At 39.5% G+C, this 17,290-nt stretch carries 11 protein-coding genes and 1 CRISPR repeat array; of the genes, 1 reads left to right on the top strand and 10 read right to left on the bottom strand.

Annotation, left to right across the window (positions count from 1 at the left end):
- Nucleotides 1-173: 173 nt before the first annotated feature.
- Both brnQ and JOC94_RS11925 read right to left on the bottom strand, forming a co-directional pair.
- Complete coding sequence (gene brnQ / locus JOC94_RS11930; protein WP_083717785.1) at nucleotides 174-1,568, bottom strand: branched-chain amino acid transport system II carrier protein; 1,395 nt, start codon at nucleotides 1,566-1,568, stop codon at nucleotides 174-176.
- Between the two features lie 280 nt (nucleotides 1,569-1,848).
- On the bottom strand, nucleotides 1,849-2,832 hold the full coding sequence (locus JOC94_RS11925; RefSeq protein WP_139345778.1) for a proline racemase family protein: 984 nt from the start codon (nucleotides 2,830-2,832) through the stop codon (nucleotides 1,849-1,851).
- Nucleotides 2,833-3,025: 193 nt separating this feature from the next.
- On the opposite strand from JOC94_RS11925, the gene JOC94_RS11920 reads away from it, so the two are divergent.
- Nucleotides 3,026-4,399, top strand: coding sequence for a sigma-54 interaction domain-containing protein (locus JOC94_RS11920; protein ID WP_077114514.1), 1,374 nt, complete (start codon nucleotides 3,026-3,028; stop codon nucleotides 4,397-4,399).
- Between the two features lie 580 nt (nucleotides 4,400-4,979).
- A CRISPR array of direct repeats spans nucleotides 4,980-8,195; the repeat unit is 30 nt; unit sequence ATTTCAATTCCTCATAGGTAAGATGTTAAC.
- Nucleotides 8,196-8,367: 172 nt separating this feature from the next.
- Here JOC94_RS11920 and cas2 read toward each other — a convergent pair.
- From cas2 to cas6, 8 genes are read right to left on the bottom strand one after another with little or no spacing between them, the layout of a single operon-like run.
- Nucleotides 8,368-8,631 (bottom strand): CRISPR-associated endonuclease Cas2, encoded by a 264-nt coding sequence (cas2, locus tag JOC94_RS11915; protein ID WP_077113802.1) that lies wholly within the window; start codon nucleotides 8,629-8,631, stop codon nucleotides 8,368-8,370.
- A 16-nt stretch (nucleotides 8,632-8,647) separates the two neighbouring features.
- Entirely contained in the window at nucleotides 8,648-9,658 is a 1,011-nt protein-coding gene (gene cas1b / locus JOC94_RS11910) for a type I-B CRISPR-associated endonuclease Cas1b (RefSeq protein ID WP_077113803.1), read from the bottom strand.
- The gene (cas4, locus tag JOC94_RS11905; protein WP_213089034.1) at nucleotides 9,659-10,177 is read right to left on the bottom strand and encodes a CRISPR-associated protein Cas4; all 519 of its coding nucleotides are present in this window, start codon (nucleotides 10,175-10,177) and stop codon (nucleotides 9,659-9,661) included.
- A 14-nt stretch (nucleotides 10,178-10,191) separates the two neighbouring features.
- Nucleotides 10,192-12,600 carry a CRISPR-associated helicase/endonuclease Cas3 gene (locus tag JOC94_RS11900; RefSeq protein ID WP_077113804.1) on the bottom strand — a complete coding sequence of 803 codons (2,409 nt, stop codon included), beginning with the start codon at nucleotides 12,598-12,600 and terminating at the stop codon, nucleotides 10,192-10,194.
- A complete protein-coding gene (cas5, locus tag JOC94_RS11895; RefSeq protein ID WP_077113805.1) occupies nucleotides 12,588-13,265 on the bottom strand; it encodes a CRISPR-associated protein Cas5 in 678 nt (225 codons plus the stop codon). Before cas5 ends, JOC94_RS11900 begins: the two co-directional genes overlap by 13 nt.
- A gap of 14 nt (nucleotides 13,266-13,279) precedes the next feature.
- The gene (gene cas7b / locus JOC94_RS11890; protein WP_171974028.1) at nucleotides 13,280-14,221 is read right to left on the bottom strand and encodes a type I-B CRISPR-associated protein Cas7/Csh2; all 942 of its coding nucleotides are present in this window, start codon (nucleotides 14,219-14,221) and stop codon (nucleotides 13,280-13,282) included.
- Entirely contained in the window at nucleotides 14,202-16,205 is a 2,004-nt protein-coding gene (locus tag JOC94_RS11885) for a hypothetical protein (protein WP_077113806.1), read from the bottom strand. The genes cas7b and JOC94_RS11885 overlap by 20 nt, the downstream gene beginning before the upstream one ends.
- A 24-nt stretch (nucleotides 16,206-16,229) precedes the next feature.
- Nucleotides 16,230-16,931, bottom strand: coding sequence for a CRISPR-associated endoribonuclease Cas6 (cas6, locus tag JOC94_RS11880; protein ID WP_171974029.1), 702 nt, complete (start codon nucleotides 16,929-16,931; stop codon nucleotides 16,230-16,232).
- Nucleotides 16,932-17,290: the final 359 nt, after the last annotated feature.

The following is a 17,290-nucleotide window of genomic DNA, read 5'->3' as shown; positions in this document are numbered from 1 at the left end:
ACGATCAAGCCATCATTTCCTTGCCTGCCAACCGCTATTTCATCTATCTATGGCGGCATCATCTTTGCCGTTTTAGGCTTATGTCTGAGCGTCTATTGTATTGGATAGAGCCTTCGCTTTAGTTGCCGTGAGACCTGCGACTGCGGACACTTGGACTGTGGGCGCTTTCAAGCTTATTTGATAGGCAGATGTTCAACATGTTCCTCACATTCATGGTCGGGACGCTTTTGACTTGCGATTTGGATGAGATCGGCCGGCTCTTTGAGAACTTTGGCAATAATAAGGCCAAGCAAAAATCCAATTAAACCGGTTACAATCCATCCGGCGCCATTTGTAAATAATGGAATGAAACCAAATACTTGATTGATCGCTTCAGACGCGATGTTTGCTTCTTGTAAAGCATCGAGAAAAGCGACAAAACCGACACCGGTTATGGTGGCAACGTAAACCGACTTATATCCGCCAAATAAATTGTTTGTAAAGATTAATACAATCAAAGCAATCGCAATCGGATATAACAATAAAAGAATAGGCGAAGCAAGCGTCAAGATTTTATTTAATCCAAAGTTCGTAATGATCAAACCAACAAGCGAAAAAGGGATGAGCCACTTTTTATAAGAAACGGACGGAATGATCCTTTCGAAATATTCGGAAACAGACGCTAAGCAAGCAACATTCGTTGTGATCCCAGTTAAGAAAATGACTGCCCCAATCATATATACCCCGCCTTGCCCAAACAGCACTTTGGAGCCTTGAGCCAATATTTCTCCTCCATTTTCTTTCAAGCCGATGGAATCCACACTGGAGGCGCCAATCCAGGCCATTGAGAGTTGTAATGCCACAAGTCCAATCATCGTGATCATCCCAGCCTGAATAAAAACCCGTGACACTTCCTTTTCCGATTGGATTCCTAAAGAGCTGATCGATTTAATGAAGATTCCTCCAAATACAAAGGCGGCGAGAACATCCATTGTATAATATCCTTCTGTAAACCCTTTGATAAAAACGCCGCTCAAATATTCCTCTTGAGGCTCGCCAATCTTTCCCATTGGTGTAATCAGCGACTTGGCAATTAAAGTGATTAATAATATTGAAAAGACAGGAGTGATTATTTTTCCTAAACGATCGACAAATTTGGTCGTATTCCACGAGAGCAAAATCGTCAAGACAATGAATATTGTAGAAAAAATGAACAAGTAAAGACTGGCATTTTCCTTACTGTGCACATGTGGATTGATCGCAATTTCATAGACAACAGATGTTGTCCGGGGAATGACGTAAATGGGGCCAAGCGTTAAGAACAGCAATACTGAAAATATAACAGCAAAACGGGGACCCACTCTGCCCGCAAGCCTTTCCACTGTTCCTCCGCCGCGTGTCAACGCAATAATCGCCAATAACACCAAACCGACACCAGTAATTAAAAACCCGCCCATAGCGGTCCAGACATTTCCACCTGCCTGCTGTCCTACCATTGGCGCGAATATCACGTTTCCAGCACCTAGAAACATCGAAAAAAGCATCAAACCTATTGCGAGTATTTGTAGAAAGGGCAGTTTTTTTTGCACCTCAAGTTCCTCCTCTAATGAGAAGGGGAAGAATATCCAGGAGATTCCCCTTCTATTTTTTTCGTGAACATGTTATCCTTCAAATCTATTTTTCCTTTCCGGTCTTGCGTGTGTTGCCCGCCGGAAATGTGCCTAACATGAAATGGCCGCAACGCTCCCCAAATGAAATGATGGCAGAAAACGCAATGTTCTATCCATAATTCCCGCCACATCCTTGAAATTGCGGACCGAGTATCGGCTCCATCATTTCGCCCGATTGTTCGAGAAAGGATGAATAGATTTATCGTAAAAGAAAGCCTTCCTTGAATGGATCGCTCACATCCAATGAGAATTTATGAATGCCGGTCACCCAAGCAGACCCCGTTATTTTAGGGATAATCGCTTTATAGTTTCCGACCTCTGTAAAACCGACTACCTCGCCTTTAAATTGTGATCTAATAATACTTTCCTGGATAATATATTCACCAGGCCTAAGGTTCAATGTAGACAGCTTTGCACATGTACCTGTTCCACACGGTGACCGATCAATTTGTCCATCGCCAAAAACCACGGTATTCCGATAATAATGTTCATCTAATTGTAAACTAAATTCTACGAGATCAATCGTATTGATCTCGGGAATGTACGGGTGGCTGACCGTCAACTGTTCGTTTGCCGCCTTTCTGATCTTCATGCCCAATGAGGTAATTTTTTCCTGTTCTTCAGTGGTTAGTTGTAGTTGAAATGGTTCTGCATCGACAATGGCAAAAAAACTGCCGCCAAAAGCGATATCCATTTCCACATGCCCCACATTTTCAACAAAAACGCTTACACCGCGTTCATATAAAAAGGCCGGAACATTGATAAATGACACTTCCTTCACTTTATCCTGCTCATAAACAAGATGACATTCGACAATTCCGGAAGGCGTATCCAAAAATACCTTGTCTTTTCTTTCTATCAGGCCACTATGGACAGCCACTGTGACAGCTGCTATCGTTCCATGACCACACATGTTTAAATAACCGCCGCTATCCATAAATAAAACCCCAATGTCGCATGATGATTGGCAAGGCCTCGTCAATATGGCGCCAAACATATTCAGGTGCCCTCTTGGCTCATGCATTAACAGCTTTCGTATATCGTCCATATTTTTCTGCACATAACGTTTTTTGTCCATCATGGATTCACCAAGAATCTCCGGAATCCCTCCGATGACAATTCTGGCCGCTTCTCCCATCACATGCGCATCAATGGTTTCTATGTAACTTTCTATCTCAATCATTTCACCATTTCACCTCGTAAATATGTTTCTATATAATAGAGATAGCAAAAATTGTGCCAACACATTTTAATAGGTATACTTGCTACAATTGCTGTTCTGTTGATCATCTATTACAATAGAAGTGTCCAAAAATGTTACACATTTGTTTAATACAAATGGCAGATGTTACACTATTTTAACGAAGGTGTTGGTTATGAAAGAACAATACTTTAAACATTCACACTATTTTTTACAGACGTTAATACAAACAAGTGCGGATGCCATTACCATTATTAACGCATCGGGCGAAGTACAATATTGGAATCCCCAAGCAGAAAAGATCTACGGCATACCGCTTAAAGACATTGAACATAGAAAAATAAGCAATTTTTTTAAAAGAAAAGATTTGAAATTACTGGAAATCTTAAAAACGAAACGACCTGTCCATAACGTCTACCACCAACCCCGGCCGGATAAGCACGTAGTCATCAGCTCGGCGCCTATTTTTGATGAAAATGGAGAGTTAATCGGAGCCATTTCCATCGACCATGATATTACCAACATCGTAAAGTTAAACGAAAAGCTGACCTTGCAAACAACCCAGCTCCAAAACATAAAAAGGCAATATAAAGTACAGGAACAAAATGGTCCTTTTTCGGAAATTAAAGGGGATAGCGAAGCGATTCAACTCGTAAAAGGGTTGGCGCTAAAAGTGGCTAAAACTGATGCGACAGTCCTCATTCATGGAGAAAGCGGCGTTGGGAAAGAACTGTTTGCCCAAGGCATTCATGAAGCGAGCTTCAGAAATCAGGAGCCATTCATTGCCATTAATTGCGGTGCCATTCCCGAAGCCCTATTTGAAAGCGAATTTTTCGGTTACGAAAAAGGCGCTTTTACAGGCGCGCACCGGGATGGCAGGCCGGGGAAAGTGGAAATGGCCGAAGGAGGCACTTTATTTTTGGACGAAATTGGTCTATTACCCCTTGACATGCAAGTCAAATTACTAAGAGTACTCCAAGAAAGAGAAGTATATCGCATTGGGGGCAACACCTCTATTAAAGTAAACATTCGCGTTGTGGCCGCCACCAACAGCGATTTAGAAGAGATGGTGAAACAAGGCACCTTTCGGGAAGATCTGTACTACCGTCTCAATGTGGTTACATTACCCATCCCTCCCCTGCGGGAAAGATTGGAAGACATCCCGCTCTTAGCCAATAACTTTATACAAGAATTTGCAATAAAATACTATAAAGAAATCCCCTCCCTTTCTGACAGCGCCTTGGAATGCTTCATGAACTATCATTGGCCCGGAAATATTCGAGAACTGAGAAATGTGGTCGAAAGAATGATCATCTTTTCAGAAAAACCGATCATCCATGCCGAAGACATCACCCAAATCTTTCCGGCCAACACCAAAAAAGCAGAAGAAAAGGCGGGACTCGCAAAAGAAAAAGCACTGTTAGAAAAAGAGCGCATCCAAGAAGCCCTAAACAAAACCTTCGGCAACAAAAGCGCAGCCGCCACATTACTCGGAATGTCCCGAGCAAACCTATATAGAAAAATAAAGCAATACGATATCAAAACATAAAGCCATAAAGACCACGGAAACCTCATTCATGGATCGCTTAATTCAGTGCAGATATCAAAAACGGAAAGCCATGAAGACGCCCCCCAAAAGGCGGACGCTCCGATGGCTGAGACTTCTTTGACAGGACATCAGCTATTGGAGCAATAAACAAAGAAAAGCTATAGGGAAGATATAAAGTGAAACTTCATTCAGAGGAGTTTTCTTCCCGCTCCTACTGAATGTTAGTTGAACCAATCGGGCTTTTAGGAGCCGTTTGCTCACACTTATACTTTTTGTATTCGCTCAAGATTTTGATGTGGGAGCCTTACGGCACCTTACATGCGGGATAAAGTGAAACTTCATTCAGTAGGGCTCCTACTGAATGTTAGTTGAACCAATCGGGCATTTAGATGCCGTTTGCTCACACTTATACTTTTTGTATTCGCTCAAGATTTTGATGTGGGAGCCTTACGGCACCTTACATGCGGGATAAACGAGAAAGAGATTCGGAGAGGCAAAGCGAAAATCAAAGCACGGAGAAAAGTTCATAGGGAAGATGTTAACGCAAGGTGAATTTTACAAAGACCGCGGCGTTTGCCAAATTTCAATTGCTCATGGGTAAGATGTTAACGTTTTCGATTACCGGGAAGCCTGCCGCAGCTACACGATTTCAATTCCTCATAGGTAAGATGTTAACGGACAGAAAAACTCCAGAGGAGAAAAAAACATTACAAATTTCAATTCCTCATAGGTAAGATGTTAACGCCATGCCATCTTCATCGATTTCATCGGATTGATCGAATTTCAATTCCTCATAGGTAAGATGTTAACTATGGTGGGGAAATGCGGAAAACGCCTGCGAACGTGATTTCAATTCCTCATAGGTAAGATGTTAACGACACCCCTACGTCTGGTATGTCTGACAGCCCAACTGGATTTCAATTCCTCATAGGTAAGATGTTAACATAGACTCATGAACGGATATCCATTTATCTATGTCACCATTTCAATTCCTCATAGGTAAGATGTTAACGGATAGCCCTGTTGGCAAGCGTTGGCTGGGTTTAGCACAATTTCAATTCCTCATAGGTAAGATGTTAACGGCTCACAGCTTTGACAAAAAAGCGCTCATACTTGATTTCAATTCCTCATAGGTAAGATGTTAACTATTTCCTCTATATCAAGTATGTTTATAGTGTCATCATTTCAATTCCTCATAGGTAAGATGTTAACATTGATCACTTGTGAAGTCTTGCTATGGATAAGTGAATTTCAATTCCTCATAGGTAAGATGTTAACTTTAAAATAATCAAACCGATTGGCATGCGCATCTTTATTTCAATTCCTCATAGGTAAGATGTTAACCTCTGACCACTTAGTGATGATGCGTTGGTTTTCCTATTTCAATTCCTCATAGGTAAGATGTTAACCTTTCTAAGTTCAATTTTTGCTCATCTTGATCTTTATTTCAATTCCTCATAGGTAAGATGTTAACCTACGCTGTCTCAAAGTCCGAAATTCGGCCAATCTATTTCAATTCCTCATAGGTAAGATGTTAACAGGCATACTGACACCAGCTGACATGGTGCATCACATATTTCAATTCCTCATAGGTAAGATGTTAACGGAGATCGGTGAACTCATTTGGAGTTAGTACAAAAAATTTCAATTCCTCATAGGTAAGATGTTAACGACGATCGGGTATGTGTCGGCAGAACCTTCGTTGTTATTTCAATTCCTCATAGGTAAGATGTTAACATGGAATTGAAATTCAACTTCGATAATGCCGTGCAAATTTCAATTCCTCATAGGTAAGATGTTAACGTGTACGGGGGTTGTACCAGTTTTCCCACGATATTCATTTCAATTCCTCATAGGTAAGATGTTAACGGAAGGAGAAGTTTTAAAAGTTAAGCAATTGTCCTAATTTCAATTCCTCATAGGTAAGATGTTAACATAGTTGGGGAGCTGACATTCTCATTTCTGTTCACCAATTTCAATTCCTCATAGGTAAGATGTTAACGAAAGGTGTAGAATGTTTATACATAGAAATACATTATTTCAATTCCTCATAGGTAAGATGTTAACGAATTTGGCTTATCGGCTTCGGGAGCGACAATTTTAATTTCAATTCCTCATAGGTAAGATGTTAACCATACAAGCCTGGTCTGTACGGCGATTATTTTTCCAATTTCAATTCCTCATAGGTAAGATGTTAACTCTAAGAAACTAGACAACCACTGAATCATGTCCATCATTTCAATTCCTCATAGGTAAGATGTTAACTTGGCGGCCCCATTTCCCAGCCAAAAGCAGGGACGATTTCAATTCCTCATAGGTAAGATGTTAACGGATTTTCCCGCGCCAGTCACGCATGACCTTTTTGTATTTCAATTCCTCATAGGTAAGATGTTAACGGCAGCCGACGGAGGATAACGGCGCAAAGCAGGCGAATTTCAATTCCTCATAGGTAAGATGTTAACGATACCGAGCTGTCCCGCCGCCTCTGCTACTCCATATTTCAATTCCTCATAGGTAAGATGTTAACAAGTCTATTGCGCAAATGGCAACGGAAGTGATCCAGGGATTTCAATTCCTCATAGGTAAGATGTTAACAGCCAAGCAGAATACGAAAAAGTTCGGGCTGAAGTATTTCAATTCCTCATAGGTAAGATGTTAACGTTTGTTAAGAACACCCTCCTGTACCGTCCTATCCTCATTTCAATTCCTCATAGGTAAGATGTTAACTATGGGTGGGTACGGGATCCAAAGAAGTATGTATAATTTCAATTCCTCATAGGTAAGATGTTAACACGACGGCGCGTGGATACTCGATAGCGATGACGACAATTTCAATTCCTCATAGGTAAGATGTTAACAATGTGGACGCTGGTTGATGAAGATGAAACGAGTTAATTTCAATTCCTCATAGGTAAGATGTTAACGACGAGTCCATCGTCGCCGTGCCGCTTGATTACGTACTATTTCAATTCCTCATAGGTAAGATGTTAACCTAGGGCGCGCATTAATTCGAACGTCGAGATGTTATTATTTCAATTCCTCATAGGTAAGATGTTAACCTCGTATTCGTCATACTGCCGTTCAACTTGCGCGCTCATATTTCAATTCCTCATAGGTAAGATGTTAACTGTTATTTTCGAAGTCCATTAGATAGATAGGATCGACATTTCAATTCCTCATAGGTAAGATGTTAACTTGGAGGCTCCCATGTCTCATTTCTGTATGCATCGGATTTCAATTCCTCATAGGTAAGATGTTAACCCAAAAGACGTAGCGCTATATATATTTGAAAACCGAATTTCAATTCCTCATAGGTAAGATGTTAACCAATTTAGTCAAAGCGTATGGTCTGCGGGATAGAGGTCATTTCAATTCCTCATAGGTAAGATGTTAACGAAAGATTACTGAAACGGTTAGCTTTGAGGGGCTGGATTTCAATTCCTCATAGGTAAGATGTTAACGGACAGGTGGCTCGGCACCTACGCCGATCATAGCCGCATTTCAATTCCTCATAGGTAAGATGTTAACTGCAAGCGCTGGACCGTGCCATTCCATGCCGTTCTGGATTTCAATTCCTCATAGGTAAGATGTTAACTGCCCCGAAACCGGACGCCAATGCCGGAAAAGACCCAAATTTCAATTCCTCATAGGTAAGATGTTAACGGCTCCTGATTGATGGGGAGGAGGGCTTGACAAGTCTATTTCAATTCCTCATAGGTAAGATGTTAACACTATTAGGCGTTGCCGGGACACCATTTTGACCAATATTTCAATTCCTCATAGGTAAGATGTTAACCCCAAAAAACATTGATTCTATCACATTATTGTATATCACATATTTTATAAAAATGAAAGTTATTTTTTCCCAAACAGGGCTCATACTGGTTGCATTTTCCGCTTTTTGGATGATTTTGATTTGTCGTCGATCTCCCGGGGGGTGATGTCACGAGATAGATCGACGACAAATGTTACAGGATAAAATCTATGTTTCCTTTTTCTAAGCCCATGATTTCTCTTTTAGAAAATTTTTGTGATCTGAATGTGTATAAGATGATCGAGTCTTCCTCTGGATCCATGAGTAGCTCCAGCTCTTTTTTTAATTTTACAAAATTTGCTTTTGAAATTTCTCCTTCAAAAACGGAATTTTGAACCCAGTGTAAATACTTTCGGCAAATTTTCAATGCTTTTCCGACTCTTTTTTCTCCAAAGTCATATACAAGGATTAAGAACATTCTCTGAAATCCTCCTCTACCAAAGCGATTCGAACGGTTCGTATTCTTTTTCACCTAATATATGCTTTTGAATTTTGTAAAGCTCTAGTCGGTATAAGCGTCGATATGAAACACGCCTGCCAAGGTGACGGTGATTTACAGTAGTTCTCATTCGCAACTCAGTTTGCTCTAAAAAAATTCTTCTCCCTTTATCATTCAACAAAATGCCTCCTGTATGCTGCTGTTCAAAATGCTTTTTTGTAATCATTTTCTTATTAATGAGCTGAAAAATTAACCGATCCACCATAATCGGCTTAAAAATCTCCGCTACATCCAAGTTCAACGAAAACCTTCTAAAGTTTGTCGAATGCAAGAATCCTATTCTCGGATCTAAATAGGTTTTATATATTTCACTTAAAATCATTGTATAACAAATAGAATTACCAAAACTAATCAAGGCATTGAGGGCATTTAAAGGAGGCTGTTTTGTTCTTTTATCAAACACGAAATCTTTGTTTTGGATAATATCATCAAAGCAAGAGTAATATACTTCTCTTGCATGGCCTTCTGAAGCCATTAATTCCTCTATTGTTTGCGCTTGAATGAGATTTTCCTTTATCTCCGCCATCTTTTCCGCAGAATCTTTTAAATGGATATTATTATCCTTCCGACGATTTACATAGTATTTTAGAACTTGTTGCATTTGGTGAATAGACCCACTCACAAAACGACTGGCCAAATCAAGCCTACGTTCGAAATTCAAATATACTTCACTTTGCTTTAATAATACGTGTCCTGCATTTAAATGTTCTCTTGGATAATAAGTGCCGGAATAATAACCATAATAATTGAAAAAATGAACGCAAATATGCTTCTGGGACAAAAAATCAAGCAGCTTCGTATTGAAGCTTACTTCTGAAAAGATAAAAATATCGTTGATGTCTTCTATCGGAATAAACGTTCTCTTTCCTTCATCATTTATAAAATATAACGTGTTGTCTTTTCTCCTGAACTCACCGCTATTTGTTATATACAATGTTTTTTTCACTCATTCTTCACCCGCCCAGCAATATTCACGATATGCACATTTCGTACAAAACTTAATTTTCTTAGGTGAAGGGGGAACCGGCATTCGTGCATATCTCTGTATCTCTTTTATTACCTTTTTCAACTGTTCCTCATTCTTTTCCGTTAATGCAACCACTTCCTTCTTCTTTTCTTCTACAAACAGCAATTCTCCCTTTGCTTCCATTCCCATTTTCTTTAGTTCGTATAAGTAAAATAACAACTGAAAATAACTGGACTCCCTATAACGAGAGGTTTTCTTTATTTCCTGTACAACAAGCTGATTTCCCACCTTCTTGATTCTGTCAATTTTACCGCTGCCTATATCTACTTCTTTCTTCCCTCTTTTACTGTAGTATTCGTGAAGAAAACGGCCAATATCCACATTTTCATCTTCTTGGTCAGGGGCAATTTTACGAATCATGAGCCAAAGCTCTCTTTTGCAGATGAAATAGTACCAAATGTCCGTACCGGTCACGTTCGGAATGTACTCATTCGGCAATTCACATTCTCCTCTTATATAAAATGATGATCGATCTCATCTTCCATAAAGGCCAATCCTTTTTCTGGGCTGTAGACTCCGTCATCTTTTAATATCGGAATTCTATCAGTAAGGAAATCCTCTTTGGAAACTATTTTTAATGCCTTCTTTGCTGGTATATTTAAAACGAATTGATGAAAAAGGATGTTGAATCTCTTCTTTTCTCCGTATGGACGATTCAGCATTTTTTTCTCTTTAAAAATAGAATAAATATCTTCCGGCGACGAAGCCCCAAACTCCTCCATCAATTGCTTTAAATCTTCAGAGATGAATGGTTCATATTCCTCCCACTTAAAGGGAATAAAAACGGGCAAGCGATGGTATTCGTTACCTCCGAATACTTCATGTCTGGATAAGGCTTCCCAATTCCCTTCCATTGCCTTCTTGATATCTTGCAAAACCGATTGATAATTATTTTCATGAAACATGTTTTGGTAAAACTGTTTAATAAGATTCCCTGTTTCCTCCTCCAACCATATATCTTTCTGAAAAAGCAAATCATCTGAAATGCGCCTCAAATGATGAGCATAAATAAAGCGGGTATCTTGGTCATTTCTCATCAACTTTCCTGTCTCTATAATTCCCATGTCCTTTTCGCCGTGTCTGTTCACCCTGCCAGCGGCTTGAATTAGTGAAGGAAGAATCGGTAAGGCGCGATACATATAATGGAAACTTAAATCCGCTCCTGCTTCTATCACTTGCGTCGAGATGACAAGAATGCGTTGTGAATGTTCTTTTTTACGCTGACTGTTGAGTGCATTAAAAATTTGTTTGATTTGTATGCTTTTATGAATCGGAACCATGAGTCCATGCACCAAGAATGTATTCGTATCTTTTTGTTGATCAAGTTGTTGATAAACATCAATTGCATCATGAATCGTATTCAGGATAGCTGCTCCGCTTGGCTCCCGTAATCTTGATAGTTTTTCAGCACATTCAGCAGCGTCTATTGGCTCTATCAGTTTCAACTTATATCTGTTAAGTGAGCCTTTCGACGATACGGTAAGCCTTTTGGGTTCCTCATTGAGCCCATGGTGAAAAGGAGGCATTGTCGCAGAACAAAAGATCGTAACTTGATGGTAGAGTTTGGACATTGCGTTTGTTCCTTTTAAAAATAAGTTCCAAACTGCAGCATCTATAATTTGGGGTTCGTCAATCACAACAATGGCGTCTTGAAGAAAAATTCGGCGCAACGTTTCCTGGGCACGGCTTGGAAAAATAGCTTTCATCCACTGTACTAAGCTTGTACAAATAATTGGATTGGCCCAAGCCTGTACATGTATGTCACTCATTTCATCCGTTTTTTCATTTTCATCCAACAGATGTTCATTATCAATTCGGCCACGATTTTTTAAAATAGCCATTGAATGAAATTGCAGAGGCGTAAATCCTGTTATTTTCTCAATGACATCCGCATTTTGTTCGAGGATGGACAAATAAGGAGCAATATAAATAATTTTAGAAAAACCTTTTTCTTTTGCAATTTCAGAGGCCAATTTTAAAGCTGTAATCGTTTTACCATATCCCGTTGGCATCTCCAGTACATAATAAGAGCTGTTTTTTTCTGCATTCCATTGTTTAATGATAGACTTTTGGGCATTCGAACGAATGGAGGCAAGAGGATGCTCCTTTCCCTGCAGACAAAATAGATTGATACGGTCGCCAATCTTGTTCCAATCACTCTTTTTAATTCGACGATCAGTAGCCTCTTGAATATCAAACCGATCGGCAGCAATAAAAATCGAAGTGAAAAATCGCCATTGTTGGAGTACAGCCATCATTTCATCTACGTTTTTTTCATGTTGTCTGAGGTCATCATATATCGATTCAAATACTTCGTCTAAAATATCCATATATTCACCGTCCTGCCATAGATTGATATCCTCTTCATTGATCGATATATTCATGGATTCGATCTCAGGATATAAGGAATAAATCCACCTTTCAATCCCAAGCATATCCATTTTTTCAAAAGAGCCAGTATCAATCTCCTCATTCTTTGCATACCCCTTCAAAACTCCGTGGTGATCAGCAATATCCCGTGTTAAAAAAAGCCAAGTCATTTGATAGCGTTCGTTCCATACATTGCTTTCTTTCAGAAAATGATAGGATAAATAAGAAAAGAAGATAGCACCGTAATGGGAATGATTCGGCCCGCGTCTGCTTTCTCCTTTAATATACCGTTGCCATTCAAAATTAGCTTTCCCGATATCATGGCTGATAGCAGCGAATTCGATTAGCTTTTTCACAGTTGGATCAATATCTGTTGTAAAAAAGGAGCGCGCTTTATTACGCACTCCTTCCAAGTGTTCCGTTAATAGATATTGCTTGCCATGATCATCTGGGCGAGCGATGCTCATCGCAAATGGAATTATACTAGACATACAAGGTCACCCTCTATTTCAACCAACTGATATTCTTCTTGATTCAACTTCGGTTTCACCAACAGTTTTTTTCCGCTTTGCTCAAAAATAAAGTCGATGGATTGACTAAATGTCCGATTTCCCTCATACCTTTTCATAAAACCGCTGGCTCGTTGATAATAATGGCCATCCTTGGGAATGAGCTCTTTAATGGCTGTAACAGGGATGATTGATCTCACACGATACGTTTTGCCTGTATCCAGCACTTCACTCATTTCCCATGTCCCTGCATAAACAGGTGTGGTGATGGCAAAAGCCGAGCCGAGATACGTTGTATAGACAAATTGCTTTTCTTTCAGGGCGATTTCCAACTCGTTGAAAAATTGCTCCCCAGCATAGTATATTCTATAGGCAGGTTCCACCAGTAACTGGATAGTTGTTGGCCGATTAAAGGACGAACCTCCATTATGGAGCAACGATAACTGCTGGCTTACCAATCGGACATTTGAACGTAATTCAATACCAACTTTATCGTTCGTGGTAAAGTCTTCTATTCCCAATATTGCACCAACCAGCCCCTTCGCTGCAGTTGGGGGAATGAAGGGATATGTCAGTTGGGTAGCTGTTGTATCCGGCCTACGAAAGTGAGCGACTGAACTTTTCACATCAAAGGCTAAAACTTTCAACGTTTTCCCCTCCTTTACCAGGAGATCTCTTGAATATATTCCTCTAATTTTCCATCTACTTGTAAAAGAGGGTGTTTCCAGATCCGGCAACGTTCAATTTTATCTTTATACATTTCCAAAACCTTTTCTAATTCTGTCACATCTATGGAAATCTCATGAATAGAAGAAGGCCTGCTACTGTCATCCCTCCATGTTTCCTTATCTGGAACCAATTTGATCATTTCTTCTAAGTAACCAATACGGAAAAAAGGGTCGTTATACTCAATATGAACGAGAAATAGAGGCTCCTGCTGCCCTCTTCCCCTAGCATGACGATGCTGGGTTCCTTGCCATAGTCCTCTAAGTAGCAGCTCCTGGTCGTCAATTGTCATTTTCGTATGCTCAGCACTTTTGGCATTCATAACACCTGTCATGGAAAAAACGGCAAATGGAACGGTGTAGCTTGTCCATATGGTCCCTTGGGTTTTCCCTTCTCCAGTACTTGGCATTGTAACCGTTCCTTGAACATACTGCGTGTCAACGGGATGCATCGAATGAGCCCATGAGAATTGCACAGGGCCTGTTAAATGAAATTTTGGTTTTTCGGAATAAACGATCCCAAACGTACGGACATCAAAAGCATGATCAACTAAGACAGACTCCATATCCTCCTTTGCCTCATTTTCCTTTCCGACATTTTTAGCAATTTTTAAAGCGAGGAATTTTCTGCTTAACAAATTCCCTTTATCATTAATAATCGGTTGAACAAAAATATGATTTTTTTCTCCGCCATCTGGATATAATGCAATAACAAAGTCACGGACGTCACGCTTTATACTCACATCGGATAGAGAAATCCGGCCGTCTTCTTCCGGAAAAATTCTTCTCGCATCACTATCATTGAGAGGATCTCTATTTGGAATCCCGTCCTTGACTGATTTGACAAACAGTAATTCACTATTGGATATCGACACCATTTTTTTCCTCCTTCTTTGGCAACATTAAATAGCCAGACCAAAACATGGTCATAAACTCATCTTTTTCTTTTGTTAGAAGATTATTTTTCTTCAAGCGAATCATGGCAGGCAAAATAATAGCAAGCGCTTTTCTATAATTATCCGAAATTCCAAGATCTCTTCTCTTACTCAGTCCTTCCATTTCAATCAGCCCATTTTTCCAAACCATCTCGGGTGTCAATTTGCTTCCAAAACGCATCACGCGGGTATCCAGATAGCTTTTTCCCAGTTTTCTGCGATAGGAACGCTCAAATTGTTGAACTAAACAACCTGCAATAAATCCAACTTTTTCAGTTGAATTAACATCGTCTTCAGTCAAAATTCCATTTGTATATCGATCAATCATTTCCTTCCATTCTTTCACATCGGTGTCCCCCTTTCCTTCATGTAAAATTTCAGAATAATACATTTGATAAAATGCTAAAAACAAGTGATAGAACAGAAGCTCAAAACGGATATTCCAAAAATCTCTTTTGTTTGCAAGCTCTGTCATTCGCCTAGTTGCTTGTTTTGTTACTCTTTCAATGCCAATCGGCCTACCGTGCAACACCTTTTCCATGCTCGTCCACAAATAGCCCGGCCCATATGCATTGCTTAACAAAGTGGGAAGATGCTTAACTTTAAAATGAGTGTAAGCTGTTTGCTCTTCCGGAATATGTAATAAATGAGCGATATATCTCAACTGGCGCCTTTCGATATCTTGGACAATTTTCTGTACCTTTTGGGCAATACTTGGGACTACATCTTCAATCTGCGCGCGAAGGTGGATATCGCCCCGATTCAATATGCCCGAATAGTAGATGATGGTGATTCGATAATCATCACTTACATTGCGCATTATTTTACTCTGCAAACCGCTAATAATTTCTAGTTGCAGATCATTTGGATGGGCATCTTTACTTTCATATCTCGTCTTGAGGTTTTGGAATTTCGTATATAATTCCGTGGGCTCCAGATTTGTTAAAGGCAAAAAGTAAGGGATGCCAAAAATAGTTTCAAAACTCGTTGGCCGCATATTTTGTTTGGCCTCTACACTGAAAGTCGGGGCAAACATTTCTTTTAACACACCAGCACGTATAGGTGTTTGAACTTGCTTTAAAAATTGGGCTCCATAGAAGTAGGCTTCGTACTCTTTTCGATTTAAACGTATCCCCTTCGTCCATTCTTTTTTCTCCCAATAGATGGATCTAGGTGCTTCCCATGTAGGGCTTAGCCATAGCCAGGATTTATTATAAGCGGAAACAACTTCTTCAGAAGACATGTTTGAAATCGTGGATATCGCATTTTTTTCCGAACCCAATTCTTTTGCTTCTTGAAAACGAGCTTCTATAATATTAGCAGTCAACTTTTGGGGATTCATAAAATGATTCTCGGCTGACGAATTGTGTACCTTTATCTCCAAGTAACCTTGCTCTTGCGCTGGCTCAAAAAGTTCAAGCGAACAATCCAATATAAATAGCACACCAAGCTGTTTTTCTTCTCTCACAAATTTTGTCGCTTCTTCAACTAAGCAATCAGCAATGATCTTTGACTTCTTTGCCAACTCCTCTTGATCCGTGTCAAAATAAGGAACTGTTTTAACTAATCTATCATGGACAAGCTTAAAGGTTTTTTTGTCATCGGATATTTGCTTAATATGCTTGTCGTACAAAGGATAACATGGAATCGGGTAGATCCCTTGGGCATTTAACGGGTTTCCACCTGACGGTATCGTTATCGGCATGGCAATAGCTGCATCCAATTGGACCGGCCCGTTTTCTTCGTCTTGAAAAGTCCGATAATGTAAATTGGCGCCCTGCCCATCCAACACAACAACAAACACATTGCCATAAAAATTTTTAGCCTCTTCTTTTCCGACATCTGACAGCAGTTGAATTCTTTCTTGTAACGACATATCACTGTCAATCAATGGCTTTCCAATCCGGATAATATCCGAGAGTAACACATCTAACCCCTCCCCTCTATATCATTAATGAAATGGTGAGATGAATCCAAATCCACTTGAATTCCGGCTGCCAAGACCGGCATTTAAAAGGAAAGACAAATATTCAGGCTTCGCTTTTAGTTCATAAGTCCCAGTCCACCCGGTAATCCAAATGTTTTTATACTTAGTCACTACCTTATCTCTATTAATAACGCGCACCGGACGGATGGACAACAGCTCCTTCTCATGTTCAAGTGATTCGTTAGTAAAAGCTTCATACTTTCGTGCAAAGTTCTCCTGAATCAAATGCTCGAATACTTGATCATGTGGTGAAAAATAATGAGTAATTTTTGAACCATCCCTTTTTTCATAAGTAGAATAAACAGTTATTGGTGAATTTGCTTTTACTTGCAGAGAATTCGTTGTCACACTGTTTTGGCTAAATTGGATTGAATCTATTTTTAGTTTTTCACCGTTTAAAAGTAAATTTTCTGTCGTTAGCAATTGATTCGTCGTTTTTTCTATTAATTCTGGTAAAATAGAACTAATGGATATTGATATTCGGTCATGAAACGTAATTTTTTTAGAACTATTATCATAGATAGCCTTTTTAGCTTTTATTTTTGAAAAACAAAATAGTTTATACGCACGGTTATTGTAATGGTACCCTTGATCATGGAGATATGAAGCTTCTTGTTGAGGGAAAATCGAATAGACGAGCGCCTGAAGCGAATGATGATAGTTCACAGGGAGTACAAGAGGTTGGTCTAGTTTGAATTTGATATGTATAGCAGGAATGTGAATTCCTCCTTTACTTCTTTACTTAAAAAAATTATAACAAATGCAAAATAAGGAATCAAGGGTAAATTTATCCTCGATTCCTTATTTGTTCCTTATAGGTAAGATAAGTGTCCTTTACTTATTTACTATTTCAAACTTCTAACGAAGTAAGGTGTTAACAGCATAATATATTGGTCAGATGAAAGTCAAATAAACCAAAGGGGCTCAACCTAATCTCAATTTCTTAAGGCACGATACAATAGGCCTTCTTTATTACAGACCCTTCTCAGCTTCAGTTCCTGAATGGATCTGAATTTCAAGCTTAT

It is taken from the genome of Siminovitchia thermophila (assembly GCF_016909185.1).
Lineage (GTDB): Bacteria > Bacillota > Bacilli > Bacillales > Bacillaceae_C > Siminovitchia > Siminovitchia thermophila.
Note: the sequence above shows the minus strand (reverse complement) of the source record. Positions and strands in the feature narration are given on the sequence as shown.

What these genes read in the sequence shown, in the direction of transcription:
- JOC94_RS11925 (WP_139345778.1), bottom strand. Translation starts at nt 2,832, where the DNA reads ATGATTGAGATAGAAAGTTACATAGAAACCATTGATGCGCATGTGATG.
- JOC94_RS11920 (WP_077114514.1), top strand. Translation starts at nt 3,026, where the DNA reads ATGAAAGAACAATACTTTAAACATTCACACTATTTTTTACAGACGTTA.
- cas2 (WP_077113802.1), bottom strand. Translation starts at nt 8,631, where the DNA reads ATGTTCTTAATCCTTGTATATGACTTTGGAGAAAAAAGAGTCGGAAAA.
- JOC94_RS11900 (WP_077113804.1), bottom strand. Translation starts at nt 12,600, where the DNA reads ATGTCTAGTATAATTCCATTTGCGATGAGCATCGCTCGCCCAGATGAT.
- cas7b (WP_171974028.1), bottom strand. Translation starts at nt 14,221, where the DNA reads ATGGTGTCGATATCCAATAGTGAATTACTGTTTGTCAAATCAGTCAAG.